Source organism: Curtobacterium sp. MCBD17_034 (assembly GCF_003234515.1).
GTDB lineage: Bacteria > Actinomycetota > Actinomycetes > Actinomycetales > Microbacteriaceae > Curtobacterium.
In genome coordinates this window covers 46,082-71,853 of record NZ_QKTN01000003.1, presented here as the reverse complement: position 1 = coordinate 71,853, position 25,772 = coordinate 46,082, and the positions used below count along the sequence as shown (strand labels likewise).

General features: G+C 72.1%; 22 protein-coding genes. 11 read left to right on the top strand and 11 right to left on the bottom strand.

Features of this window, described 5'->3' with window-relative positions; translation table 11 throughout:
- Positions 1–34: 34 nt before the first annotated feature.
- Positions 35–1,219 carry a cobalamin-independent methionine synthase II family protein gene (locus DEI92_RS07030; protein WP_111012951.1) on the bottom strand — a complete coding sequence of 395 codons (1,185 nt, stop codon included), beginning with the start codon at positions 1,217–1,219 and terminating at the stop codon, positions 35–37.
- 148 nt (positions 1,220–1,367) lie between these two features.
- Here DEI92_RS07030 and DEI92_RS07025 point away from each other — a divergent pair, with 148 nt between their 5' ends.
- The 3 genes from DEI92_RS07025 to DEI92_RS07015 all read left to right on the top strand — a co-directional run bounded on the left by DEI92_RS07025 (position 1,368) and on the right by DEI92_RS07015 (position 5,103).
- A complete protein-coding gene (locus tag DEI92_RS07025; protein WP_181434730.1) occupies positions 1,368–2,615 on the top strand; it encodes a glycoside hydrolase family 76 protein in 1,248 nt (415 codons plus the stop codon).
- Positions 2,616–2,722: 107 nt separating this feature from the next.
- Positions 2,723–4,222 (top strand): glycosyltransferase family 39 protein, encoded by a 1,500-nt coding sequence (locus DEI92_RS07020; RefSeq protein WP_181434728.1) that lies wholly within the window; start codon positions 2,723–2,725, stop codon positions 4,220–4,222.
- A 137-nt stretch (positions 4,223–4,359) separates the two neighbouring features.
- Entirely contained in the window at positions 4,360–5,103 is a 744-nt protein-coding gene (locus DEI92_RS07015) for an SDR family NAD(P)-dependent oxidoreductase (protein WP_258368620.1), read from the top strand.
- Between the two features lie 30 nt (positions 5,104–5,133).
- Here the strand turns inward: DEI92_RS07015 and DEI92_RS07010 are convergent, their stop codons facing one another.
- Positions 5,134–5,622, bottom strand: coding sequence for a universal stress protein (locus DEI92_RS07010; RefSeq protein ID WP_111012948.1), 489 nt, complete (start codon positions 5,620–5,622; stop codon positions 5,134–5,136).
- 119 nt (positions 5,623–5,741) lie between these two features.
- Positions 5,742–6,029: a MarR family winged helix-turn-helix transcriptional regulator gene (locus DEI92_RS07005; RefSeq protein WP_181434782.1), complete on the bottom strand. Its 288-nt coding sequence runs from the start codon at positions 6,027–6,029 to the stop codon at positions 5,742–5,744.
- Between the two features lie 27 nt (positions 6,030–6,056).
- Here DEI92_RS07005 and DEI92_RS07000 point away from each other — a divergent pair, with 27 nt between their 5' ends.
- A complete protein-coding gene (locus DEI92_RS07000) occupies positions 6,057–6,854 on the top strand; it encodes an FAD-dependent monooxygenase (RefSeq protein ID WP_220037469.1) in 798 nt (265 codons plus the stop codon).
- Between the two features lie 160 nt (positions 6,855–7,014).
- On the top strand, positions 7,015–8,607 hold the full coding sequence (locus DEI92_RS06995) for a hypothetical protein (protein ID WP_111012945.1): 1,593 nt from the start codon (positions 7,015–7,017) through the stop codon (positions 8,605–8,607).
- 69 nt (positions 8,608–8,676) lie between these two features.
- Here the strand turns inward: DEI92_RS06995 and DEI92_RS06990 are convergent, their stop codons facing one another.
- From DEI92_RS06990 to DEI92_RS06960, 7 genes are all read right to left on the bottom strand, one after another.
- Positions 8,677–10,341, bottom strand: coding sequence for a serine/threonine-protein kinase (locus DEI92_RS06990; RefSeq protein ID WP_111012944.1), 1,665 nt, complete (start codon positions 10,339–10,341; stop codon positions 8,677–8,679).
- A gap of 11 nt (positions 10,342–10,352) precedes the next feature.
- On the bottom strand, positions 10,353–11,114 hold the full coding sequence (locus DEI92_RS06985) for a hypothetical protein (RefSeq protein WP_258370112.1): 762 nt from the start codon (positions 11,112–11,114) through the stop codon (positions 10,353–10,355).
- Positions 11,115–11,221: 107 nt separating this feature from the next.
- Positions 11,222–12,202, bottom strand: a complete 981-nt coding sequence (locus DEI92_RS16520) for an invasin domain 3-containing protein (RefSeq protein WP_146244070.1) — start codon at positions 12,200–12,202, stop codon at positions 11,222–11,224.
- Between the two features lie 204 nt (positions 12,203–12,406).
- Complete coding sequence (locus DEI92_RS06975; protein ID WP_111012943.1) at positions 12,407–14,110, bottom strand: bifunctional 3'-5' exonuclease/DNA polymerase; 1,704 nt, start codon at positions 14,108–14,110, stop codon at positions 12,407–12,409.
- A 50-nt stretch (positions 14,111–14,160) separates the two neighbouring features.
- Positions 14,161–15,027, bottom strand: coding sequence for a carbohydrate ABC transporter permease (locus DEI92_RS06970; RefSeq protein ID WP_220037468.1), 867 nt, complete (start codon positions 15,025–15,027; stop codon positions 14,161–14,163).
- Positions 15,024–15,962: a carbohydrate ABC transporter permease gene (locus DEI92_RS06965; protein ID WP_220037467.1), complete on the bottom strand. Its 939-nt coding sequence runs from the start codon at positions 15,960–15,962 to the stop codon at positions 15,024–15,026. Before DEI92_RS06965 ends, DEI92_RS06970 begins: the two co-directional genes overlap by 4 nt.
- Positions 15,959–17,224: an ABC transporter substrate-binding protein gene (locus tag DEI92_RS06960; RefSeq protein WP_111012942.1), complete on the bottom strand. Its 1,266-nt coding sequence runs from the start codon at positions 17,222–17,224 to the stop codon at positions 15,959–15,961. Before DEI92_RS06960 ends, DEI92_RS06965 begins: the two co-directional genes overlap by 4 nt.
- A 190-nt stretch (positions 17,225–17,414) precedes the next feature.
- On the opposite strand from DEI92_RS06960, the gene DEI92_RS06955 reads away from it, so the two are divergent.
- The 6 genes from DEI92_RS06955 to DEI92_RS06930 all read left to right on the top strand — a co-directional run bounded on the left by DEI92_RS06955 (position 17,415) and on the right by DEI92_RS06930 (position 25,204).
- Complete coding sequence (locus DEI92_RS06955; protein ID WP_111012941.1) at positions 17,415–18,725, top strand: Gfo/Idh/MocA family protein; 1,311 nt, start codon at positions 17,415–17,417, stop codon at positions 18,723–18,725.
- A gap of 22 nt (positions 18,726–18,747) precedes the next feature.
- Positions 18,748–19,776, top strand: a complete 1,029-nt coding sequence (locus DEI92_RS06950; RefSeq protein ID WP_111012940.1) for a LacI family DNA-binding transcriptional regulator — start codon at positions 18,748–18,750, stop codon at positions 19,774–19,776.
- A 97-nt stretch (positions 19,777–19,873) separates the two neighbouring features.
- A complete protein-coding gene (locus DEI92_RS06945) occupies positions 19,874–21,538 on the top strand; it encodes an ABC transporter substrate-binding protein (RefSeq protein WP_111012939.1) in 1,665 nt (554 codons plus the stop codon).
- Positions 21,535–23,271, top strand: coding sequence for an ABC transporter ATP-binding protein (locus tag DEI92_RS06940; RefSeq protein ID WP_111012938.1), 1,737 nt, complete (start codon positions 21,535–21,537; stop codon positions 23,269–23,271). Before DEI92_RS06945 ends, DEI92_RS06940 begins: the two co-directional genes overlap by 4 nt.
- Positions 23,268–24,209 (top strand): ABC transporter permease, encoded by a 942-nt coding sequence (locus tag DEI92_RS06935; protein ID WP_111012937.1) that lies wholly within the window; start codon positions 23,268–23,270, stop codon positions 24,207–24,209. Before DEI92_RS06940 ends, DEI92_RS06935 begins: the two co-directional genes overlap by 4 nt.
- A complete protein-coding gene (locus DEI92_RS06930; RefSeq protein WP_111012936.1) occupies positions 24,206–25,204 on the top strand; it encodes an ABC transporter permease in 999 nt (332 codons plus the stop codon). The genes DEI92_RS06935 and DEI92_RS06930 overlap by 4 nt, the downstream gene beginning before the upstream one ends.
- Before the next feature lie 173 nt (positions 25,205–25,377).
- Here the strand turns inward: DEI92_RS06930 and DEI92_RS06925 are convergent, their stop codons facing one another.
- Entirely contained in the window at positions 25,378–25,761 is a 384-nt protein-coding gene (locus DEI92_RS06925) for a hypothetical protein (protein ID WP_111012935.1), read from the bottom strand.
- Positions 25,762–25,772 lie beyond the last annotated feature (11 nt).

Genomic DNA, 25,772 nt, shown 5'->3' with positions numbered 1-25,772 from the left:
CAGGCCCGCGGCCTGACCGCCCCGGTCGGCAGCGTCAGCCGAACAGGCGCCGGGAGGCGATCGCCGCGCCCTCGACGAGTGCGCCGAGCTTGGCCCACGCGACGTCGGTCGCCACGAACTCGTAGCTCGCGAAGGTGGCGAGCCCGCAGTCGGTCCCCGCGATGACGCGTGCCGGGTCGCCCACGGCCTCTGCGGCCTCGACGATCCGGTTCGCCACGACCTGCGGGTGCTCGAGGTAGTTGGTCGTGACGTCGATGACGCCCGGGATCAACAGGGCGTCGTCGGGCAGCGGGTGCTCCCGGAAGGCGGGGAGTTCGTGCTGGTGGGCGGGGTTCCCGAACGGGATGCTGAACGCCCCGACCTCGGCCCGGTAGAGGTGCTCGAGCAGTTCGTCGACGGGGACGTCGTCCTGGTGCGGGCCCTGCCAGTTGCCCCAACAGACGTGGAGTCGCACGCGGTCCTTCGGGATGTTCCGGAGGGCCCGGTTGATCGCCTCGACGTGCAGGTCGACGGCGGCCAGGAACTCGTCGAGCGTCGCGTCGCCGAAGTGGATGACCCGCTCCATGGCGAGGTCCGGGGCGTCGAGCTGCAGCGTGTGCCCGCGTGCCACGATCTCCTCGTACTCGACGCGGAGCTCCTCGGCGAGCGCGAACACGTACTCGCGGTGGTCGCCGTAGTGGGGGTTCTCCTCGTCGAGGAGCAGGGTCGTCGCGACGATGCCCGGGGTCGCGGCGGACACGAACGTGCCCGCGGGACGACGCCCGGCCTCGGCGTTCCGCGCCAGCTCCCGTTCGAACGCGTCGAGGTCGGACCGGACCCCGGCACGCTCCTCGTCGTAGTGGAGCAGTCCCTGCGCCAGCGGGGTGTCCCAGACCCGGGCGAACTCCGCACCCTCGTCGATCTGCCGCGCCTGGAAGGCGGCGTACTCGGGGAACTTGATCGAGTCCAGCGTGGGCTTGCGGTGGCCGACCCCGCCGAAGCCGTCGATGCGGTCGCGGATGTAGGTCGAGAACCCGACGCGGGGGACCTCACCGTCGTTGACGACGTCGAGACCCGTGGTGAGCTGCTGTTCGACGGTGTGCGCGAGCACGCGGTCGGTCTCCGCACGGAGCGCGTCGACGTCGATGTCGTGACCCTGATCGCGTGCGACGAGCAGCCGCGTGAGCTCGGGGGAACGCGGGAGGCTCCCGGTGTGCGTGGTGAGGATGCGGTCGGTCATGCGTTCGATCCTGCCGTACGCGCTCCCGCACCGCCGTCGGCTCGGTCACGCCGTGCAACACCAGCGGCCGCACCGATCGTCGCGGGGGCTTGTGCATTTCGTACCGCTGAGTATGGTAACGATACCAAATAAGGAAGCAGGTGCAGCAATGACGCGCACGAGCCACACGGCACATCGCCCCTCCTCACGGACCACCCGGATCAGCGGAGGCGCACTCGTGGCGGCCGTGGCCGTGGTGGGCGTCGTGCTCTCCGGATCACACACCGCCCACGCCGCGAGCGCAGCCGCACCGGCCCCGGACCCCGTGTGGCAACAACGCGCGAGCGCGACGTACGACGCGATGCAGGACAACCTCTACACGGGCGCGGCAGGTCACGGCCTCTACCGCGAGAACACCGACACGACCACCGGCAACCCGTACTCGTACCTCTGGGAGTACCGGGAGGCCACGCAGGCATCGCTCGACCTCCAGGGCCTCCCGGGTGCGGGCGCGGCCTACACGAACTCGGCCGCCGCCCGCGTCGAGGGGCTGCAGCACTACTACGCCGTCGCCCCGGGCGGTCGGCCCGGGTACGAGTCGTACCTCCCCGCGCCGCTCGGGAGCGGCGGCGACGTGTACTACGACGACAACGACGTCACGGGCCTCTCGGAGATCAGCGAGTACCAGGCCACGGGCAACGCCACCTACCTCGACCGCGCGGAGACCGCGTTCACCATCGCTTCCCGTGGGTGGAACACCGACGCGTCCCTGACGTGCCCCGGCGGCGAGGACTGGATCGACACCCCGACCAACACCGTCCGTGCCGCGAACGTCACCGGTCTGGCCGCGCAGCTCGCCGCACACCTCTACGAGGAGACGAAGCAGGCGTCCTACCTCCAGTGGAGCACCAAGCTCTACAACTGGAACAACCGGTGCCTCCGCCAGTCCCCCGGGCTGTACGAGAACAGCCGCAACGACGACGGCACCGTCGACACGACGCTCTGGACGTACAACTCGGGCGCGATGATCGCCACCGCGACGATCCTGTACCGCGCGACGGACGACCCGGCGTACCTGAAGCAGGCGGCTCAGGCGGCCCACCGCTCCCTCGCGTACTGGACGGCGGACTACCGCCTCCAGCAGCAGCCGGCCGTCTTCAACGCCTTCTACTTCAAGGACCTGCTCCTGCTCGACTCCGTCCAGCACGACCCCGCCTACCGCTCCGCGGTGGAGCAGTACGCCGATGCCACGTGGCGCGACAACCGCGACGCGGCGACGGGGCTGTTCCACTTCCAGGCGAGCGGCGGCGGGGACGCCGACCCCGCTCGCCCGACCGCGACACTCGACCAGGCGGCGATGGTCCAGATCTTCGCCGCGCTGGGATGGTCGTCCGACCACCTGGCCGACATCAGCTGACCGCGCGAGTCCAGCCTGCCGGGATCGGTTCCGGCACACGCCGAGCCGACCCCCGCTCGGTGTCATGGCGCTCGTCGCTGTCGCCCACCGGAGCTACGATCACCGGGATGAGCACGCCCGCGTCCCGACGGTTCGTCACGGCGGCGTCGACACGCTGGACGGTGCTCGGCGTGGTGTTCCTGTGGGGGGTCTTCCAGTCCACGTGGAACCTGTTCGCGGCGAACCACCAGACCGACGAGCCCGCGTACCAGCAGGCCGCCTGGGGCTACGTCCACGGCGACCTCACCGGGAACCTGCAGCACCCGCCCACCGCGAAGTGGCTGATGGGCCTCGCGGAACTCGCGTTCGGCGACACGGTCGAGGTCGCACGGATCCCGGTCGCGGTGCTGTCCGTGCTCGCGGGAGTGGTGGTCTTCCTCTGGTTGCGCGAGGACCGCGGTTGGTACACGGGCGTCCTCGGTGCCGGGATGTGGTGGGTCCTCCCGCGCGCGATCGTCGGTGATCCGTCGCGCATCGACCGCCTGGCGCTGCTCGACGGGCCGATGGCCGCGTTCGCTGTCGCCGCGCTGTGGTGCGCCTGGCGATGGGCGGCGGGCCCGCGGTCCGGATGGGACAGCGGCAGGTCAGGCATTGCCGGACACTGGGCGTGGGTCCTCGCGGCGGGGGTCCTCATGGGTCTGTCCGTCACCTCGAAGGAGGCTTCGGCGGTCATGCTGCCGGTGTTCGTGGTCCTGCCGGTCCTGTTCGGACGCTGGTGGGCGCTGCTCTGGGGCGGACTCGTCTTCGCGGCCGCGTTCGCCGTGACCTTCGTCGCCGTCTACCTGCCGTTCGGAGCCGTGCGCACGGTGGAGTACATGATCACGTTCCAGAGCCATCACGACGACGGCGGCCACAACGTCGTCGTCGCCGGACAGGTCGACCGGTTCCCGCCCTGGTGGGCGAACCTCTGGTTCGAGCGTGCCGGGACCGGAGCGGTCCTCTCGGCCCTCCTCGCCGTGGCCGTGCTGCTCGCGATCCTGCTCCGTCCCGGGCGCCTCGTCCTCGTCCTCGTCCTGACGACCGCGTGCTTCCTCGTGTTCTTCCTCGTCGTGGCCCGGGTCGCGCTGGGCGAGTACTACTTCGCGTGGACGCCGTTCGTGACGCTCCTCGCGGCGATCGGCATCGACCAGGTCGCGCGGTCGGGTCCCGCTCGAGCGGGCCGGGTCCTGGCAGCGGTCCTCGTCGCGGGGTTGCTGGCCACCGCCGTCCAGTCCACGGTGACCACGGCCCACATCCGACGCGTCGGGCTCGGTCGCGTGCAGGGTGTGCTCGACGCGCGCGGACGGCCGCACGCCCGTATCCTCTCGTTCGGCTTCGCGCCGTCCGCGGTGTCGGGGCTCTTCGGCGACCGCGTGCAGATCGATCCGGGAGCGGGTCCGTTCCAGGCGGTCATCGTGGGCGACGACCCGCGGTACCCCGTCCCCGCCACGGCGACCGCGTTCCTCCACCAGGACGCCGGGCAGTTCCGACGGATCCGGCTCGACACCGCCACGCTGTACCTGCCGAAGGGCGAGGTCGTGCGGGCACCGGACGGCGGACTGGAGGTCGAGCAGGCCCCGTCGCGCTGACGCCCGGCCCGACATGAACTGCCGGGAGGCGCGGGGACAGCGACACCGCCGTCCCACCGAGGGAGCACGCTGGGTGCACACCACCCAGCGACTCCCCGAGGAAGAGGAACGCCATGCCCGTCCTGGACCGTTTCGACATGACCGGACGGACCGCCGTCGTCACCGGTTCGACCCGCGGGCTCGGCAGGGCCTTCGCCACGGCCCTCGCGGAGGCCGGGGCGAACGTCGTGGTCGTCGGGCGGGACGCGGACGCTGCCGCGACCGTCGAGGCCGAACTCGGCGCGCTCGGTGCCGACGTCCTGACCGTCCTCGCGGACGTGACCCGCCGCGATGACGTCGAGCGGCTCCTCGCCGCCGCGGTCGACCGGTTCGGGCGGGTCGACGTCCTCGTCAACAACGCGGGCGCCTGCATCCACAAGCCCGCCCTCGACGTGACCGACGAGGAGTGGCACGAGGTCATGAGCGTCAACGTCGACGGGCTCTGGATCGCGAGCCAGGTCTTCGGGCGGCACATGATCGAGCGGGGTGGTGGATCGATCGTCAACGTCGGATCGATGTCGGGCGCGATCGTCAACCGCCCGCAGTGGCAGCCCGCCTACAACGCCTCGAAGGCGGCCGTCCACCACCTCACGCGGAGCCTCGCTGCCGAGTGGGCGCCGATGCACGTCCGCGTGAACGCCATCGCCCCCGGCTACATGCGGACGGACATGGCGCCGGTCGACGCCCCCGAGTTCCACCGCCACTGGATCGAGGACACGCCGCAGCAGCGCGCCGGGGAGCCCGACGAGTTGGGGCCGGCGATGGTGTTCCTGGCGAGCGACGCCTCGAGCTTCGTGACCGGGTCGGTGCTGACGATCGACGGCGGCTACACCGTGTTCTGACCGCCGCCGCGGGCCCACGGGACCGCGCCGTCAGGCGCGGTGGACGTCCGCCGTCCGCGCGCCTCGGGCACGCCCGCGCGGTCCGTCGTGATGGACGAGCACCGGGCACGTGGCGTACTCCGCGCACGCCGAGCTGACCGAACCGAGCAGGAGTCCGGCGAAGCCCCCGTGACCACGGCTGCCGACCACGAGCATGACCGCGTCCTCGCTCGCCTCGATGAGCGAGCGCGCCGGAGGGCCGTTCACCACCTTCGTCCGGAACCAGCTCGGCTGGCCGTCCGGGAACACGTCGGCGCAGGCGTCATGGAGGACCGCGCGGACGTCCTCCTCGGGTGACCAATCGGTGAGTACAGCAGCTCCGTAGCCGGCCTGGGGGGTTTGCCAAGTCCCAACCGCGACGAGCTTCGTGTGCAGGGACCGCGCGAGGTCCGCCGCGTAGCGGAACGCCTCCCTGGACTGCGGCGACCCGTCGACGCCGACGACGATGTCACCCGTGTGCTGAAGATCGTGATCGCTCATGTGACCAGGTTCCGGCCCCGTCGTAGCGCGGACCAGGGACCGTAGTCCCGGATCGATCACCGCGCCAGCAGTGGTAGCCCGCGTACAACCCGTCGAAGGCAGGCCGTCCATCACCGCGGCTACACCGTGTTCTGACCGCCACGAGCGAGACGAGCGTTGGCCTGCCGGGCCGCAGCGGTCATCCGTTCCAGGAACGCGATGACCGTCGCCAGCTCGGGGTCCGGCGTCTCACGGAGCGACCCCGCGATCTGCGCACCCGAGAAGGCGAGGAACGCGCGGGCCTGTTCCCGGGCCTCCCGGACGGGTCGCAGCGTGACGCGTCGACGGTCGCTGCCCTCGCGTGACCCCACGATGTGCCCGGCGGCCTCGAGACGGTTGAGCAGCACGGTCGTCGCGCCGGAGGTCATGCCGATCTCACGACCGAGACGGCCACCGTGCTCGTCCGCGGGGACGGGAGCGTCCGTGCGACGCTGCCGTCGGACGGGACCGACGGCGCGACGGCAGAACTCGAGGTCCTGCGCGGTGACTTCGCGCGCGTCGTGCTCGACTCCCTGCCTGCCGACGTCACGTTCCACCACGCGGAACAGATCGAGCACGTCGACGACCTGGCGGACAGCGTGCGGGTGACGACCAGGTCGGGCCGGACGCTCGGCGCCGACCTGCTCGTGATCGCCGAGGGCGTGCGGTCCACCACGCGCGACCTGCTCTTCAACGACGTGCGTCGCGACGACCTCGGCGTCACGATGGTGTTCGGCACGATCCCGCGCACCGACGCCGACGACGACCGCTGGCGCTGGTACAACGCGGTGCACGGGCGGCAGGTCCACCTCCGGCCCGACAACCACGGCACGACGCGCGCGATCCTCGCGCACGGCCGCGGCGAGGACATCACCGGACTCGACCGCGACGCCGTCATGGCCCACCTCCGCGACCGGTACGACGACGCCGGCTGGGAGGCGCGGCGCGTGCTGGACGGGTTCGCCGCCTCCGACGACGTCGACGTCGACCAGCTGACGCAGATCCGCATGCCGACGTGGCATCGCGGCCGGGTCTGCCTGGCCGGCGACGCGGCGTGGTGTGTCACGCCGATGGGCGGCGGCGGCGCCTCGCTCGCCCTCACGAGCGGGTACGTGCTGGCGGCATCGCTGTCCGACCCGGAGACCCGGACACTCGACGACGCGCTCGCGGCGTACGAGTCGTGGATGCGGCCGCTCGTCGTCGACGCGCCCTAGCGTGGCGGACTGGCCGCCGACCGCCAGCCACTCCGGACGAGGGACACCCCGTGCAGGCGTCCGGAGCGGGTGACATCCGGGGTGACCTCGACCCCCGGTGACCCCCACACGGTCCGGGACGAGCGCGAGGTGGGCCCGTCCCGCGTGTGACCCTTCCGCGATGAGCAGCACCATGCGGGCGCGGACCCCGCCGGTCGACGACGTCGCGGGCCAGCGTCGGCGGGCGTGGACAGGGGCGGGGTCCCCCTGGTCGGACGCCCTCGTGGTGGCCGCCATCGCGACGCTCGTCACCGGAGCCGGCTGCTGGGTGCCGTCCGCGACGTGGGACGAGGGTGCGACGGTGAGCGCGGCGACCCGGTCGTGGTCGGAGCTGGTCGCCCTGGCCCGGACCGTCGATCTCGTGCATCTGGCCTGGTACGCGACGATGCACTGCTGGTTCGACCTCGTCGGGTACTCGCCGCTCGCGCTCCGCGCCGTGTCGGTGCTCTGCGTCGGTGCGACCGCCGGGCTCGTCACGGTGCTCGGTCGGATGCTGCTCGATCGATCGGCCGGGCTGCTCGCGGGTGCGTTCTTCGTGCTCCTCCCGCGGGTCACGCTGTCCGCCACCGACGGACGGTCGGGCGCTGCCTCCGCGTTCGTCTCGGTCCTGCTCACCCTGGTGCTCGTGACGGTGGCCGGTCGCCTCCTGCGCGAGCATGGGGAGGACCCGCTCGGACGACGGCCACGGACGACGCTGCTCTGGACCCTGTACGGCATCATCGCGGCGCTTGCGGTCGTCGTGTTCCTGCACGACGCGCTCATGCTGGTCGTGCACGCGATCGCCGTCGCGGTGTGGGCGACCCGCTCCCCGGACCGCACCGCGAGCCGACGCCTCGCCGTCGGCTTCGTGAGCGCCGCGGGTGGGGCCGCGGTGGTGTGCGTCCCGTTCGTCCGGATGGCGGCCGCGCAGGTGGGCCAGGTCTCCTGGCTCCATCGCCCCGACCTCGGCACGGTCAAGCAGATCGTCGTCGAACAGTGGTTCTCCGCCGATCCGCCGTTCGCGGTCCTCGGCGCGCTCCTGGTGGGTCTCGGCCTGGCGCGGTGCTGGCGGGAGCGGCCGACGACCGGCCCGCTGCTCGTGGCGTGGCTCCTGGTCCCGACGATCATGCTGCTCGCGGTGTCCGTGGTCTGGACGCCCGTCTACCAGGCTCGGTACCTGGCCTTCTGCAGCCCGGCCGTCGCGCTGCTCGCCGCCGTGGCGATCCGTGGCTGGCGTCCGACCCGGATCGTCGTGGTCCTCGTGCTCGCGGCGGTCCTCACTGCGCCGGCGTACGCGCGACAGCGCACCGAGGAGGGCAAGGACACCGACTGGGCGCGTGTGGCCCGGGAATCGAGCGCGGTGCGTGCGGCGCCGACGACCACCGCCGCGTTGTACGGCGACGTCGAGGGGGACGCGGACTCGACCCTCGACGTCATCCCCCTGCTCTACCCGGATTCGTTCCCCGGCGCGGTCGACTGCAGAGCCGGGCGCTCCGCCGACACGCGCGACACGCTGTTCCCGAGTCGGCGGCCCCTGTCGCAGGTACTCCGGTGTGCCCGCGCCCACGGCACGGTCTGGGTGGTCACCACCCGCGAGGACCGGGCGTGGCGGTCACGGGTCGTCGCCGCCCTGACGTCGACCGGGTACCGGATCGACGTGCCCGACCGCGGCGGCGCCACGAGCGTGATGCGGTTCCACCGTGACCACGAGCACGCATCTGCTCGTGGTCGATGATCCGACCCGGACGCCACCGGCGGCGTGACGGGCGTCGCATCGTGCGGCTGTGCGCCCGGGGGCCGCCAGTCAGCGCTTGCCGTTGCCGGTCGCGTTCCCGTGACCGTTCCCGTGCCCGTCCGCAGCGTCCTCCACGACGTTGCCGACGCCCTTGCCGGGGTGCTGCTTCACGGTGCCGGCGGCAGTGGTCGGCGTCGCCACGGGCACGGTCGGCTCCGGTTGCGGCGCGGTCGTCGTGGTGACGGACGGCTCCGGCGCGGGCTCGGCGGTCTGGGCCGGCTGGGTCGGCTGGGCCGGCTCACTCGGACCGCTGCTCGGGACCTGGGACGGCAGGGGTGACGTCACCGGGCCGGAGGTCATGGTCGTGGCGGTCCCGGTCGGCTCCGGGGTCGCCGGACCCCGCGACCGGACGGCGAGCGCGACGAGGACGCCGATGACGACGAGCGCGGCGACGACCGCGACGACGATCCACGCGGTCCGGCGGCGCCGCGCGCGCTCGGCTCCCGAGCCCGACGGGCCCGGTCCGCCCGGCCCGGCACCACCACCGCCGGATCCCGCGCCACGTCCACCGGATCCCGCGCCGCGTCCGCCGGCCCCGCCGGCCCTGGCGCCGCCTCCACCCCCACCGTCGGCACCAGCCACGCCGGCACCGAGCACGGCGGTCGGGGCGTCGGCTCCGCCGCCCTGGGTGCCGGTGAGCAAGCGCGTCGGCGCGTCTCCGGTGGGCATCGCCCGCGTCGGCGCGTCCATCGCGGCCGTCGGACGGTCCGCGTGCGCAGCGTCCGCGCCCACGGCACCGACCGCGGCACCGGCCACCCCGGCAGCCGCACCGGCTGCGGCGGCGGCGCGCCCCGGACCTCCCGGTCGATCGAGCAGGGCAGTCGGCGCGGCGGCCGTGTCGACGTCGCGGCCCAGGGCGCGGAGTCGGGCGGCGGCCTCGGCGGCGGTCGGCCGGTCCTCCGGCGCCATCGCGCTCATGGTGTGGAGCAGGGTGCGCCACGCGACGGGCAGCGACGGATCGATCTCGGGTGCCCGGGTCAGTCGCGCGGTGGCGGACTCCATGACGCCGCCCGGGAACGCCTGCCGTCCGGTGAGCGCCTCGAGCAGCAGCAGCCCGAGCGCGTACACGTCCGCCTCGCCGGTGAGCTCCTGGTTCGTCACCTGCTCGGGCGCCAGGTACGCGGCCGTGCCCATGACCATGCCGGTCCCGGTCAGCCGGGCGGCGTCGCGGAGCAGGGCGATGCCGAAGTCCGCCAGCTTCACCCGGAGGCCGCCCGGTGCTGTCGCGTCGTCCTCGATCAGGACGTTCGCGGGCTTGACGTCGCGGTGGACGATGCCCTGCGCGTGGACGGCGGCGAGCGCGTCGGCCACCTGCGCGCCGATGTGCGCGACGACGCCCCGCGCGAGCGCACCGTCGCGCATGCGGGTGGCCAGGTCGGTGCCCGGCACCAGTTCCATGACGAGGAACGACTCACCGTCGCCGTCGGCGATCGCCGCGTCGTACAGGGTGACGAGCGAGGGGTGCCGGAGGCTCGCGAGGACGCGGATCTCGGCTTCGGCCCGGCTGCGCTCACCGTGGTCGACGGGCCCGGTGCGGAACACCTTGACGGCGACCTCGCGGCCGAGCTGCTCGTCGACCGCGCGGTACACGGTCGCCATGCCGCCGTGGCCGAGCGTCCCGAGCACCTGGTAGCGGCCGCCGATGGTCCGTGGGGCAGGTCCGTCGTCGCTCATGCTGCCCAACGCTACCGAGGCAGGGGCCGCGTGGTTCCGAGCGGGACGGAAGCGCTGCCGGCCAGGCCCTCGCGTGCGACGGCGTAGGAGGGTTCACGGAGGGCGCGGGTCCACGGGTAGGTCCCACTCCCCGGGAGCGGTCGCAGCATCGGGTCGAACCGCGTGCCGGTGTCCGTGTCCGTCGTGCCGGCGTCGCGGGCGAGCACCAGTCGCGCGAAGGGGTGCCACACGCCGAGGGGTTCCGCGTGCAGGAGCTGGAGGACCCACGAGCCCTCGTCGAGCACGGCTGCGCTGGCGCTCGGATCGGACGGCAGCGTCGGTCCGGGCAGCGCACGTGCGGCGACGAGCACGGGGCCGAGCGCGCCGCGGTACGGCACCAGGGACGTGAAGCGGAGACCGTCGGGGGTGCGGGCAGGGCGGAGCATCCAGCGGTCCGGCAGCCCGAGCCCGGTGGCCGCGAGCAGGAGGTCTGCGGGCCCGCCCGGGGTGGTGGCGCGGACAGCGAGGCCCCAGATGTCGGGCAGCACCGCCGGCAGGCCGATCCCCCGCGACAACCGTGCCTCGACGACCTGGCCGTCGGCAGCGCCGTCGTCGATCCACCCGATGCCACTGGGCTCCGCACGTCGGTACCAGTCGATCCGCCCCCGCAGTGCGACCCCGTGCGGGTGGACCGGGCGGCCGCGACGCGCCGCTCGGACGGCAGCGATGCCCGCCGCGGCGAGCGCGCCGGCCGCGGCGGCGAACGGTACTCGGCTGGCGTCCTCGGTGTGCATGTGCCCACGATGCCAGCGCTTCCCGCACGCGCCCACAGCGGGGCGCGGGGCGCGGTTCCGGCGTGACGGGATCGGATCAGCGTCGTGCAGCTCGGCGATCGTCGGCCTCAGATGACGTAGGTGGCGAAGAGCGGCCCGTACGTCTGGCCGTTCCCGGGGACCGGGTCGCTCCCCGGGGCCCCGACCGCGGCGGCCTCGACGAGCACCTGCCCGTTGTTGGTGCGCAACGGCAGGGCCCGGTTCGGGATGTGCGCCGAGTGCTCGAGGGTGAAGCTCGCCCCGGTAGGGATCGGTGCGTCCACGCGGTACTCGCGCCGAATGCCGACCGCCCCGCCGGGGAAGGTCGCGGGACCCGTCGGGACGACGTTGCCGGTCGTCAGACCGATCGCGGCACCGTCCGCGCCGACGCCGACCAGTTCGATGGCCGACACGATGGTGGCGCCCCCGATCGAGATCGTGCCGAACGTGTACGTGAGCAGGGACCCCGCGGGCAGTGGCACGCTGCCCGCGTTCCGGATCACGCTGCGGAACGTGTAGGTGCCGTTCACCCGGTACGCGGGTTGCCCGCTGATCGTCGTGCCGGGGCCCTGCAGGAACGGCCATGTCGGTCCGCCGGCACTGACCACGGCGATGTCGAAGGCCGGGACCACCGTCCGGGTGGCACTCGCCGGGGCGATGCCGCTCACGGTCGCGGTGAGCGTCACGGTCCCGGCTGCCGTCCCCGCCGTCAGGTCGGTCGCCCGTGCGGTCCCCGAGGCGTCCGTCGTCACCGTGCGCTGCGTCACCCCGGGCGCGCCGAAGAAGGCGGGCCCGGAGACCCGGAGGACGATCGTCTCGCCAGCGACGGGCTTCCCGTCCGCGCCGACGAGCACCGCGCGGCCGTCCGACAGATCACCGCCCGTCGGCCGTTGGTCGGGCTCGTCGAACACCACGTGGAGGATCGCTCCAGCACTCGCCGCCGCTGCGGGCGTGGTCGCGCTCAGCGCGATGGCCGGGATGCTCCATGCCGCTGCACCCACCAGCGTGCGGCGTGCGATCGTCTGCGGGCGCCCGTCGGGGCCCGTCCGCCGCTCGTCGTCGTCGCTCATCCGGTCGTCCACCTCTCGTCGTCGGACTCCGGCCCGTGCCGGAGGTGATCGGAACGGTAGGTGCACAGGGCGCCGAGGACGACCGGGTCCGCGGTGGATCCCCACGTCGACGGGGATCCACCGGATCTCGATCACTCGCCGTGTCAGCCGACGTCGGGTGATCACCGGGGAGCGCCTCACCCTCCCCGGCGAGTGCCGCGCCGCCTACTTGGCCGACGCGTAGTCGTCGGCCACCGCGACCTGCAGCGGGAACTCGACGGGGAAGTCCCCGAACAACAGGCGCCCGGCATCGGCGGCCGCGGACCGGACGTGCTCGACGACACGGTCGGCGTCGCCTTCGGGCGTGTGCACCATGATCTCGTCGTGCAGGAAGAACACCAGGTGCGGGCCGGCGGTGACCGGTCCGGGCCACTCGGCCATCAGGCGCGTCCGGAGCCCGGCGAGCCAGGACAGCGCCCACTCGGCGGCGCTCGCCTGCACGACGAAGTTCCGGGTGAACCGACCCCAGCTCCGCGCACGACTCCGCGCCGCCCGTTCGAGTGCCGGTGAACCCTCGGCCGAGAACGCGTGGGCCTGGGCGGCCAGCTGGTCGGGGGACGGTGCCGGCGAGGTCCGCCCGAGCCGTGACGTGACGACCTCGCCCCGCTCGCCCGCCCGGGCCGCTGCCTCGACGAGCGCGAGCGCCTTCGGGTACGCCCGCGCCAGTCGGGGCACGAGCCGTCCGCCCTCGCCCTGGGTGGCGCCGTACATCGCGCCGAGCATCGCGCCCTTGGCCTGCTGCCGGGTCTCGACCGCACCCGAGGCGACCACGCCGTCGTACAGGTCGCGGCCCCGCCCGGCCTCCGCCATCGCACGGTCCTGCGCGAGCGCGGCGAGGACACGGGGTTCGAGCTGCGCCGCGTCCGCGACGACGAGTTTCCAGCCGGGGTCGGGGACGACCGCGGCCCGGATCTGCTTCGGCAGCTGCAGGGCTCCGCCGCCGCTGGCCGCCCACCGCCCGGAGACGACACCGCCGACGACGTACTCCGGGTGGAACCGGCCGTCCTCGATCCACTCGTCGAGCCACGTCCAGCCGTTCGCGGTGAGCAACCGGGAGCGCCGCTTGTAGTCGAGCAGCGGTTCGATCGCCGGGTGGTCGTGGCGCGCGAGCTCCCACTTGCGGGTGGAGTCGACGACGAGCCCGGCCCGGCGGAGGGAGCGGAGGACGTCCGCGGGCGAGTCGGGGTTGAGCCCGGGGTCGTCGAGCCGTTCGCGCAGCACGGCGGCGAGCTCCTCGAGCCGCCGCGGTCGGACGCCGTACGGCACGCGGGGGCCGAGCACGTCCTCGAGGATCCGCTCGTGCACGTCGACCCGCCACGGCAAGCCCCCGAAGCGCATCTCCGCGGCGACGAGTGCCCCGGCAGACTCGGCGGCGAGCAACAGCCGGAGCGCACCCGGATCCCGGGACCCGGCCACGGCCTCCTGTTGCGCGCGGAACTCGGCGACGGGATCGGCAGCGGACACCGGATCTGCAGCGATCCGTCCGGTGGACGACGGCCCCGACGCGAAGATCGAGTCGTCGAACAGGGCGTCCGCGCGCGGTGCGGGGGCGGCCTCGCCGGGGTCGTCCCACCAACCGTCCGGTGCCGTCGCGAGCGGCGACCCGGCGGTCGCGACCGCGGTGCGCAGGATCCGGTGGCACAGCCGCAGGTCGACGCACCGCGCGACACGGCCGCCCGCCGCGAGCACCTGTGGGTACCAGCGGGCCGTGTCGTCCCACACCCACCGCACGCCCGGCGCTTCGTGCACCGCGATCCAGGCCGGGAGGCCCGCCGCGGCCACGTGCACCGGCGCGCCCTGGGCGGTCCCCGCGTCCGACACGACGGTCGCGAGCGTGCCGCCGTCGACGCGGTTCAGGACGATGTGCACCCGTCGATCATGCCCGGGACCACCGGCAGCACCGTACGCGAGCGGCGCGGTCAGCCCTTCTCGGCGCCGACGAGCCCGCGGACGAAGTACTTCTGGAGGAAGAGGTACGCGATCACGATGGGCACGACGGCGATGAGTGCCGCAGCCGTCGCCGCGGGGAGGTTGCTCGACTGGATCGAGAAGAACGAGGCGATCGCGGGGGCGATCGTCCGCGTGGCAGGTGTGGTGAGGACGTATCCCGAGAGCGCGTACTCGTTCCAGACGCCGACCCCGGTGATGATCCCCACGGTGGCGGTGACGGGTTTCAACATGGGGATGACGACGTAGAACAGGGTCTGGAACAGGTTCGCGCCGTCGATTCGGGCGGCCTCCTCGACGGACAGCGGCAGGGACCGCATGAACGAGCTGTAGAGGAAGATCGCGAGCGGGAGGCTCGTCGTCACCATGACGAGGACGATGCCCCAGTACGTGTTGAGCGCGTGGATGTGGGACAGCAGCGAGTAGAGCGGGACCAGGACGCTGAGCGCCGGGACCATCATCAGCCCCACGTTCACGCTGAGGACCGCGCGGTTCAGGGTGGTCGGGCGACGCGCGAGGGGGTACGCGGCCGCGGCGCCGATCAGGCAGACGAGCACGGTGGAGATCCCGGCGACGACGACGCTGTTCACCATCGCGCGGAGGATGCCGCCCTCGGTGATGGCATGCACGAAGTTCGCGAACGTGAGACCGGTCGTCGGGAACGCCAGCTGCGACGACAGGTCCGTCTTGGCCTTGAACGACGTCGTGAGGGCGACGTAGAAGGGGACCAGTTGCAGCACGACCATCGCGATGACGAACACCGCGATGAGGGAGTTCGGGATCCACGCCAGGATCCTGGTCTCCGCGGCCGGTCCCCGCTGTGCCGACGCGGCGCTCACTGCTGGTCCAACCGTCGGGTGTTGAGCGCAGCGTTCGCGACGACGGTGAGGATCGCGATGATCACGAACAGTGCGACACCCATCGCGGCCGAGTACCCCGCGGCTTGGTTGGCGAAGTACGTCGTGCCGATGAGGGTCGACACGGAACTCGTGGCCGTGCCCGGACCGCCGCCGGTCAGGACCTGGATGACGTCGAACAACTTGAGGCCCCCGATCAGGTTGAGGACGATGCTCGTGGCGAACGCGGGCTGGAGCAGGGGCAACGTCACCGACCAGAACCGGTGCCACGCGTTCGCGCCGTCGAGCATCGCCGCCTCGGTGTACTCGGGAGCGATCGACTGCAGCCCGGCGAGGTAGATGATCATCGAGGTGCCCACGAACTGCAGCGAGTTGACGATGACGATGATGACGACGCCGCTCACCGTGGTGCTGAGCCACGCGTGGCGATGACCTCCGAGCGCGATGACGATCTCGTTGAGGGCACCTCGGTCGTACTGGAACAGCAGGTAGTAGAACGTTCCCATGACGATCGGTGAGACCAGCACCGGCAGGTAGATGACCGCCTTGGCGAGCCCCCGTCCCCGCACCGGACGGTCGAGCGCGAGCGCGAGTCCCAGCCCGAGCACCTGCTGGATCGCGGTGCTGCCGATGCCGTAGACGAACGTGGTGACGAGCACGCTCCGGAACGTGCTGTCGGTGAAGAGCCGTTCGTAGTTGCTCCAGCCCACCCAGGAGAACGCGGGCGTGTAGCCGTCCCAGTCGGTGAACGAGAGTCGGATGCCGCTGATGAGCGGGTACACGGTGAACACCGCGAACAGGACGAGCGCCGGCACGTACAGGAGGTTCACCGACGCCCCCCGGAACCGGCGCCGTGTCCGGACCCGCCCCGTCCGGACGCCGATCTCCGGCGCGCCCAAGGCGGTGGATGTGGTCACTGGTCGGCCTTCTTGTAGAGAGTCCTGAAGTCCCCGGCGACCTTCGACGTGCTCGTCCCCGGCGACGCCTGACCGGCGATGACGCTGTCCGCGGTGGTGACCACCGTGTTCCACATCCCGTTCGGCAGGTACACCCGGTCGAAGTACGGCTCGAGGGCGACCTTGCCCGGAGTGACCCAGGCGTCGTAGCTCGACGCGAGCGACCCGAGGTCCGCCTTCGCGTTCGTCAGACCAGGGAGACTCCCGGTGGACTCGGCGAGCTTCGCGTCGTTCTCAGGACGGGCGAGGAACGCGAGGTACTGCTCCGCGTCGGCGAGGTGCGCGCCGTTCTTGGCGGCTCCGAACGCCGTGTTCTCACCGCCGATGAGGTACGACTTGGAGCCGTTCATCGCCGGGACCGGGACGAACTGCAACTTCGCGCCGGGTGCGTACTCGTGCGCCGCACTGATGAGGTAGTTGGAGCTGAGCGCGAAGGCCGCCTTGTCGCTGGCCAGGGCCTGGGCCATGTCATCGCCCGTCGCCGAGGAGTAGTCCGCGTTGATCCAGCCCTTGGTGCGGAACTGCTCGAGGACGTCGAGGATCTTCTGGTACCCGGCGCCGGGGAACCGACCCGCCTCGAACGCCTTGAGCTGCGCTGCGTCGAAGGCTCCGGGAGCGAGCCAGTCGACCGCGTTGCCCGCGGAGCCGTCCTTGGACCCGGCCAGCGTCAGCGGCACGGCACCGCTCGCCTTGACCTTCGCCGCGGCGTCCAGGAACGACGACCAGTCCGTGATGCTGCTCGGGTCCACGCCCGCACGGTGCAGGACCGTCTCGTTGACGATGAGCCCCGAGACGGCGGCGTCCACCGGGAGTGCGAAGAACTCGCCCTTGTCGTTCTTCATCGCCGGAGCGAGGGCCTCGTTGAAGTGCGTCGCCCACGGCTGCTTCTGCAGGGGCGCGAGGAAGCTGCCGTACCGCTGCAGCGACCATCCGTGGGTGGCCCAGAGGTCGGGTGGGTTGTTCGCCGCCAGGCGGACCTTGATCTGGGACTCGTAGTCGTCGCCCCCGGTCTTCAGGTCGACGTGGATGTCGGGGTGCTTCCTCTCGAACGCTGCGGTCTCGGTCTTGAGCACCTTGAGGACGGGGGAATCGGCCGACTGCGCCGTCTGGAACTCCAGCGTGACCGGTCCCGACCCAGCGCCCGAGGCACTGCAGGCGGTGGCGGATGCGCCGACTGCGAGGGTGACCGCGACGAGGGCGGCGATGCGTTGACGTGACTTCATTGTCTTGCCTCCGGGAGGGGAAAGGGGCTTCTGCGCCCGATGGAGCGGCACGTTACACGCGTAAACCGCAACCGGACAAGGGGCAATTCCTGGCGGTGGCGCGGAGTTGACTCGGGTAACTTTTCGCTGGACACTAGCGGGACGCCCCGTTCACGAGGACGGTGTGCAACGACGCACAGAAGGACAGCTCATGACGTTCACCATCGGCATGGTCGGTGCCGGTCAGTTCTCCGCCCACTTCGCGGCCCTGTTCCAGCTCCACCCCGGCATCGACGCCGTCTTCGCCACCGACGTGATCGAGGGGCGCGCGGACCGCCTCGTCGACGAGCTCGGGCTCGCGGGGACCCACCCGGACCTCGACGCGATGCTCGCGGATCCGCACGTCGACGCGGTCGCGATCTTCACACAGCGGTGGACGCACGGCCCGATCGTCGTCAAGGCGCTCCGCGCCGGCAAACACGTGTACTCCGCGGTCCCCATGGCGGTGTCCGAGTCGGAGATCGCCGAGGTGATCGACATCGTCCGCGCAACCGGGTTGACCTACATGATGGGTGAGACCAGCCAGTACAACCCCGCCACCATGTTCGCCCGGCAGCAGCTGGCGGCCGGTGCCTTCGGTCGCGTGTTCTATGCGGAGGGCGACTACCTTCACGACATGGACCTGGGGTTCTACGACGCCTACCGGTACAGCGGTGGAGACGGGTGGAAGGCCACGGCCAGCTACCCACCCATGTGGTACCCCACGCACGCGATCGGTGGGGTCCTCGGCGCCATCCCGCAGCACGCCGTCAGCGTCAGTTGCATCGGCGTGCACGACGACCGCGACGACGGCGTCTTCGACACCGCCGTGAGCATGTTCGACAACGACTTCTCGAACATGACCGCGCTGTTCGAGCTCGACGGGGGAGGATCGATGCGGATCAACGAGTTCCGCCGCGTCGGTTACCCCTCCCCGATCCGCGAGAGCCGGTTCCGCTGGTTCGGTACCGAGGGGAGCTTCGAACAGCTCGCGACGACCTCGATCTGGCAGGACAAGCACGGCGCCGAGGACGTCTCCGACCTCATCGCGTCCGAACCGGCCGTGCGCGAGGGCGACCCGCTGCTGGCGGACATCGCCCCGTCACTCCGGGGTGCATTCAGCTCCGGGCACGCGAAGGTGCACGCGGAGGAGGCCCGCCGACTCCCACGGGAGTTCGACGTCGCGCCGGACGGGCACGAGGGCAGCCACCGGTTCCTGGCGGACGACTTCGTCCGCGCCGTCGAGGGAGGAACGCTTCCGACCGTCAACGCGTGGGTCGCCGCCCGGTACACGCTGCCGGGTCTCGTCGCGTTCCGATCAGCACTCCGCGGTGGGGAGCGTCTGTCGATCCCGGACTTCGGCGACGCTCCCGTGCCGGTCGGGACCGCCCTGCCCGGGACCGCCCTGCCCGGGCCCGCCATGGTCGGGTCAGCGGGGTCCGCGACGGCCGACGGGACGCACGGCGACGCCGACCTAAGCTGAGTGCTGTGCACGGGAGCAGACGGTGACGGGACGGAGGCCGTCGTCGCGCGGTCCCACACGTCGCGACGTCGCGCAGCTCGCCGGGGTGAGCGATGCGGTCGTGAGCTACACGCTGAACGGCGGATCCCCCGTCGCTCCCGCGACCGCGCAACGGGTTCTCGCTGCCGTGGAGCAGCTCGGGTACCAGCCGAACCAGGCTGCCCGTGCATTGCGATCGGGGTCCGCACGGACGCTCGTGTTCCTCGTCCCGAGCGGACCCGACCCGATCTTCGCGAATCCGTTCTTCAGCGAGTACGCCAGCACGCTCGAGGCCGCCGCCCGCGAGCGTGGCTACGCCCTCTACACCACGGCCACATCGTTCGAGCCGGCAGAGGTACTCGCCCGCTTCCGTGAATTCGCGTCGCGACAGTTCGACGGCGTTCTCGTGCTTCCAGGGGAGCCCGCGGTCGACCGGGCGTCGGTCGACCGGGTCGGCCTGCCGTGGGTCGCGCTCAACGTGGCCACACCGGAACGAGGGGTCGGCAGCCTCGGGGTCGACCTCCGCGCCGGCGCGATGGCGACCACGCGCCACCTCCTCGAGCACGGGTACGAGCGCGTGGGCTACGTGGGCGAGGCGAACCCGCACGAGCCCCGGTACATCGGCTGGTTACAGGCGTGCGCCGACGCTGGGGTGGCTGCGGGGCCGTTCGTCCCGGCGGACATCACCCGACCGGGCGGACGCGACGCCGGACGTCGGATCGCGGGGGACGCCGAAGTCCGCGGGAACGCTCGCGCGTTCTTCGTCGCCTCGGACCGCACCGCCGTGGGACTGATGCGAGCGTTCCACGAGCGGGGGGTCGCCGTGCCCGCGGACGTCGCGATCGCGTCCTTCGACGGTTCGTGGGAGGGCGAGTACGCCTGGCCCACCCTCACCTCGTTCCGACAGCCGATCGAGGAGATGGCGCGGAGCGCCGTGCAGCGGGTCCTCGAGGGGGGTGAGGACCCGCGTCACGAACTGTTCGACGGCGAACTCGTGCTCCGGATGTCCTGCGGGTGCGATCTCCCGGGTTGACGCGGACCGTCACATCGCGTCATTCCCGAGTCCCGGGGGAATGCACCGGGTCCAGGCTGGGTTCCAGGAACGTCCGCGAACGCACCGAGGGAACCCCATGCACCACCTGAGAACCGCCACCGTCGTCGCCGCCACCGCGGCACTCGCACTCGCACTCACCGGGTACTCCGGCGCCACGGGGGCCGCGCCGGCGAGCGCCGCCAGCAGCACGAAGGGCGGGACGCTCCACATCCTGACCACCGCGACGGCGGTGCACCTCGATCCCGCGACGAGCCAGAACCTGTCGACGACGACGCTCGGCCTGGTCGTCCGACGCCTCACCACGTGGGACATCCGGCCGGGGAAGACGGCGAAGGTCGTGCCGGACCTCGCCACGACCACGGGCACGCCGAGCGACGGCGGGAAGACCTGGACCTACCACCTGAAGAAGGGGATCGAGTTCCAGGACGGCACCCCGATCACCAGCCAGGACATCAAGTACGGCGTCGAGCGCTCCTTCGCGCCGACCCTCACCGGTGGCCTGAGCTACCACAAGTCGCTGCTCGTCGGCGGCTCGAGCTACCAGGGTCCGTTCGACGGCGGGCAGCTCGACAGCATCGCGACGCCCGACGACCGCACGATCGTGTTCCACCTCGATGCGGCCTACGGCGACTGGCCGTGGATCGCGTCGATGCCCGCGTTCGCGCCCGTGCCGCAGGGCAAGGGCGACCCGAACACGTACGACGCGAAGCCGGTCGCGTCGGGGCCCTACCAGGTGCAGTCGAACCAGCAGGGCTCCCAGCTGACCCTCGTGCGGAACAAGCACTGGAGCGCCCGGACGGACGCGGTGCGCACCGCGGGCCCCGCGAAGATCGTGTTCGAGGAGAGCCAGGACGAGTCGACCGTGACGCAGAGCCTCATCGCCGACTCGGGTGACGCGAAGGACTCGTTCGCCGCCACCTACCTCGGGGCCGCCGAGCTCAACCAGGTCCGCCAGAACCCGTCCGCCGCGTCGCGCGTCGCCACGTCGAAGGCCGGCCCGATCACGTACCTCGCCATGAACACGCAGCGTGGCGCACTGAAGGACCTCCAGGTGCGCAAGGCCCTGGAGTACGCGACCGACAAGCGCGCCTTCCGGATCGCCGCCGGTGGCGCCCAGGCGGGCACGTACGCGTCGACGCTCATCACACCGGGCATCGCGGGCCGCAAGTCGTACGACCTGTACAAGGCGCCGGCGTCCGGGAACGTGAAGAAGGCGAAGGCGCTGCTCAAGGCGGCGGGCCAGAAGGACCTGCACTTCACGCTCCTGACGCAGAACGACCCGTCGTACCTCGCCCAGGCGCAGGCGCTCCAGCAGGGGCTCAAGCGCGCGGGCATCGCGGTGACGCTCAAGCCCGAGGACGTCGACAGCTTCTACACCGACGCCACGAACGACTCGTCGTACGACCTCGTCCTGTACGGCTGGCAGCCGGACTTCCCGAGCGCGAACGCGAACATCCAGCCGCTGTTCGCCTCGTCCCAGATCGGGAACGGCGGGAACAACGTGTCGCACTACAGCAACAGCGACGTCGACGCCCTCATCACGAAGGCGACGGCGACGGTGAACCGCTCGAAGGCGAACGCGCTGTGGGCCCAGGTCGACCGTCGCATCATGCAGGACGCGCCGATCGTGCCGCTGACCTACGCGAAGCAGTCGTTCCTCCGCGGCTCGGACGTCCAGCACTTCTTCGTGCCGGACTTCCCCGCGTACCCGAACTACCTCAAGGTCACGCTCGCCAAGTGAGCGAGGACCGCACCGCGCCCGTCCTCGACGTCCGGGGGCTCCGTGTCGCCTTCGGCGGCGGCGCCCCCGTCGTCGACGACATCACGTTCGCCCTGCACCCCGGCCGGGTCCTGGCGCTCGTCGGCGAGTCCGGTTCCGGCAAGTCCGTCTCGGCGATGAGCGTCCTCGGGCTCCTGCCGTCGACCGCCGCGGTGTCGGGGAGCATCCGCTTCCGGCGCACGCCCGACGCGGAGCCCGTCGAGCTCGTCGGGGCGGACGCGGACGTCCTCCGCAGTGTGCGCGGTGCGGGCATCGGCACCGTGTTCCAGGAGCCGATGGGGTCGTTCACGCCCGTGCTGTCGATCGGCACGCAGATCGCCGAGGCCGTCCGTGCGCACCGGTCCGGCGCTGACGTCGTCGCCCGGACGGAGGCGCTGCTCACCGCCGCCGGCATCGCCGACCCCGCCCGGGTCCGACGCGCGTACCCCCATGAGCTGTCCGGCGGGCAGCTCCAGCGCGCGATGATCGCGATGGCGCTGGCGGCCGACCCGGTCGCGCTCATCGCCGACGAGCCGACGACCGCACTCGACGTCACCGTGCAGGCCGGGATCCTCGACCTGCTCCGCCGCCTGTGTCGCGAGCGTGACCTCGCCGTGCTCCTCATCACCCACGACATGGGCGTGGTCGCCGACGTGGCGGACGACGTCCTCGTCATGCGGGCCGGGCGGGCGGTCGAGGCGCGGTCGGCCGTCGACCTGTTCGCGGCGCCGCACGCCGCCTACACCCGCGAGCTCCTGGCCGCGGTCCCCGTCCTCGGTGGGCCGAGCCGGGCCTCCCGGCCGGACGCGGAGGCGCGGCCCACCACCGGCACGTCGTCGTCCGGACCGAGATCCACGGCCGGGTCCACGGACCGGGAGGTCGTGGCCCGCCTGACCGACGTCGCCATCACGTACGGGGGACGGCGCGCGAAGCCCGCCGTCGCCGACATCGACCTCGCGATCCGCGCGGGCGAGGTCCTCGGGCTCGTCGGCGAGTCCGGCTCGGGCAAGTCGACGATCGGGCGGGCGCTCGCCGGCCTCGTCCCGGTGTCGTCCGGGACCGTCGAGGTCTCCGGCACGGATCTCCGGCGCGCGCGGCGGCGGCGGCTCCGCGCGGTCCGCAGCCGCGTCGGGTACGTGTTCCAGGACCCTGCGTCCTCGCTCAACCCCCGCGCGACGATCGGGTGGAGCATCGCCGAGCCGCTGCGCCTGCACACCGACCTCGGCGAGACCGCCCGCCGGGCCCGGGTCCGCGAGCTGCTCGAGGCCGTGCGGCTCGACCCCGGGTACGCCGACCGGTTCCCGCACCAGCTCTCCGGCGGGCAGCGGCAGCGCGTGGCGGTGGCGCGCGCGCTCGCCCTGCACCCGGTCCTCCTGATCGCCGACGAACCGACGAGCGCGCTCGACGTCACCGTGCAGCGCACCGTGCTCGACCTGCTCGCGACGCTGCAGGCGGAACTCGGGTTCGCGTGCCTGCTCATCAGCCACGACCTGGCCGTCGTCCGGCAGCTCGCCGACGAGGTCGTCGTGCTCCGCCGCGGCCACGTCGTCGAGCGCGGCACGGCGGCCGAGGTCCTCGAGGACCCGCAGGACCCGTACACACGCATGCTGCTCGCCGCCGCCCCCGTCGCGGACCCGGTCCGCCAGGCCGAGCGGCGGTCCACCTGGCGCCGGCTCGTCGCCGCCGGTGGCACGACCGAGGAGGCCCGCGCATGACCGCGAACGTCGTCGACCGCCCCGTCGCCCTCACGCCCGCCGCCACCGGGTTCCGCGCCGTCGCCCGCCGCGTCGGCCGGGACCGCTGGGCACTCGCCAGCGCGATCGTCATCGTCGTGTTCGCGCTCGTCGCGATCGGCGCACCGCTCATCGCCGGGCTCAGCGGACAGGACCCGTACCGGTACCACCTCGGGACGCTCACCGGGTTCGGCGCACCGAAGGGCACGGGCGGCGGGATCAGTGCCGCGCACTGGTTCGGCGTCGAGCCGCTGACCGGCCGCGACCTGTTCGCGATCGTCACCTACGGCGCCCGGACCTCGCTCGGGGTCGGGATCGCCGCGACGATCCTGTCGATGGTGCTCGGCGTGCTCGTCGGCGTCACCACCGGGTTCTTCGGCGGCTGGTACGACCGCGGGATGAGCCGGGTCGTCGACGTCATGTTCGGGTTCCCGTCGCTCGTGTTCATGATCGCGCTGACCGCCATCGTGCCGAACCGGTTCCCCGCCCCCGTGCTCGTCGTGCTCGTCATCGGGTTCTTCGGCTGGCCGGCCGTCGCCCGGGTGATCCGCGGGCAGACACTGTCCCTGCGGCAGCGGAACTTCGTCGTCGCGTCGACCGCGATGGGCGCCGGTTCCTGGCACGTCATCATCCGCCAGCTCCTGCCGAACCTCGCCGCGACGATCACCGTCTACGCGACGATCTCGATCCCGAGCATGATCGGGGCCGAGGCCGCCCTGTCGTTCCTCAGCGTCGGGGTGACGCCCCCGACGCCGTCCTGGGGCCGCACCATCGGCGACGCCGTGGGGTGGGTGCAGACCGACCCCATGTACCTCGTGTTCCCGGGAGCCGCCCTGTTCGTCATCACGCTCGCGTTCAACCTGCTCGGGGACGCCCTCCGCGACGCCCTCGACCCGCGCCGGACGGAGGTGTCGCGATGAGGACCTGGCGCTTCGTGCTGTTCCGCGTCCTCGGCGCGATCGTGGTGTTGTTCGTCGTGGCCGCGGTCACCTACGCGCTGTTCACCCTGCTGCCGACGAACGCCGCGCGCGCGATGTGCGACAAGCCCTGCACGCCCGACCGCCTGGCGCAGGTCAAGGCGTTCATCGGCACCGACCTGCCCTGGTGGCAGCAGTTCCTCGACTACCTGTCGGGCATCTTCGTCGGGCGGCACTTCGGCAGCGGCTCGACCGCCGTGGTCTGCGGCGCACCGTGCTTCGGGTACTCGTTCCAGCTCCACCAGAGTGTCACGACGCTGATCCTGTCCCGCCTGCCGGTCACGGCCTCCATCGCGATCGGCGCCGCCGTGCTGTGGCTCGTCGCGGGTGTCGCCGGCGGCACCGTGTCCGCGCTCCGACGTGGATCGGTGCTCGACCGGGCGGTCATGACGATCGCCGTCGGTGGGGTCTCGGCGCCGGCGTACCTCGTGGGACTGTTGGCGATCCTCCTGTTCGGGTTCGTGCTCCGGATCCTGCCGACCGGCGGCTACGTCGCGTTCACCGACGACCCCGTGCAGTGGTTCCTGCACCTGCTCCTGCCCTGGTGCGTGCTCGCGTTCATCAGCGCCGCGATCTACGCCCGACTGACCCGCGGCGAGATGCTCGAGGTGATGGGCCAGGACCACATCCGCACCGCCCGCGCCAAGGGCCTGAGCGAGTCGCAGGTCGTCGTCCGGCACGGGCTCCGCACCGCGATCCTGCCCGTCGTGACCCTGTTCGGGCTCGACCTCGGCACCCTGCTCGGCGGTGCGGTGATCACCGAGAAGGTGTTCTCGATGCAGGGGCTCGGCGCACTGCTCATCGACGCGGTGCACTCGCTGGACCTGCAGGTCGTCGTCGGGTTCACGCTGTTCGCGGCGTTCCTGGTCGTCACCGCGAACGTCATCGTCGACCTGGTGTACGGGGTCGTGGATCCGCGGGTGCGGACGGGGCGCTGAGGTCGAGCGGCGCGCCCGTCACCCGGGTCCCGGTTCCTCCGCCGTCGGACTTCCCCGAGGCACGGTCCGATCTGAACCAGGTGACCGAGGGCCGACACGGGCAACGCGACCAGATCAGCCGGTCCGCCGTGCGCCGTGACCTCGGCCAACCGTGTCGCTCCGCACCGGTCTCCTCATCGTCGCACCCGCGCACCCGACCAGAACCAGGCGCTCGTCACGAACGCGACGACCGCGAAGAAGAAGCCGAGCGCGTCCGTTCCCCCGTCGTACGTTCGGGCGTCGACGGCATGAACGGTCCCGACGACGAGGACGACGCCGACCACCGCCAGGAGCATCGCGGCACCCCGGAGCACGAGCGCCCGCGTGTTCGACCGGTCTGAGCGCGCCGCCGGCTGGACGTCGTACCGCGACAACCACCGGCGACTCCGGAGAACGGACTGACCGATGCCCGCCACCGCGCAGATCAGAGCCCCCAGGTCGAAGAGCACCATCGCCCACGGAGTCCTGTTGAACCAGAGCGCGGCACCGACGGCCATGACCAGCCCCAGGAGCGCCACCCAACGGGTCA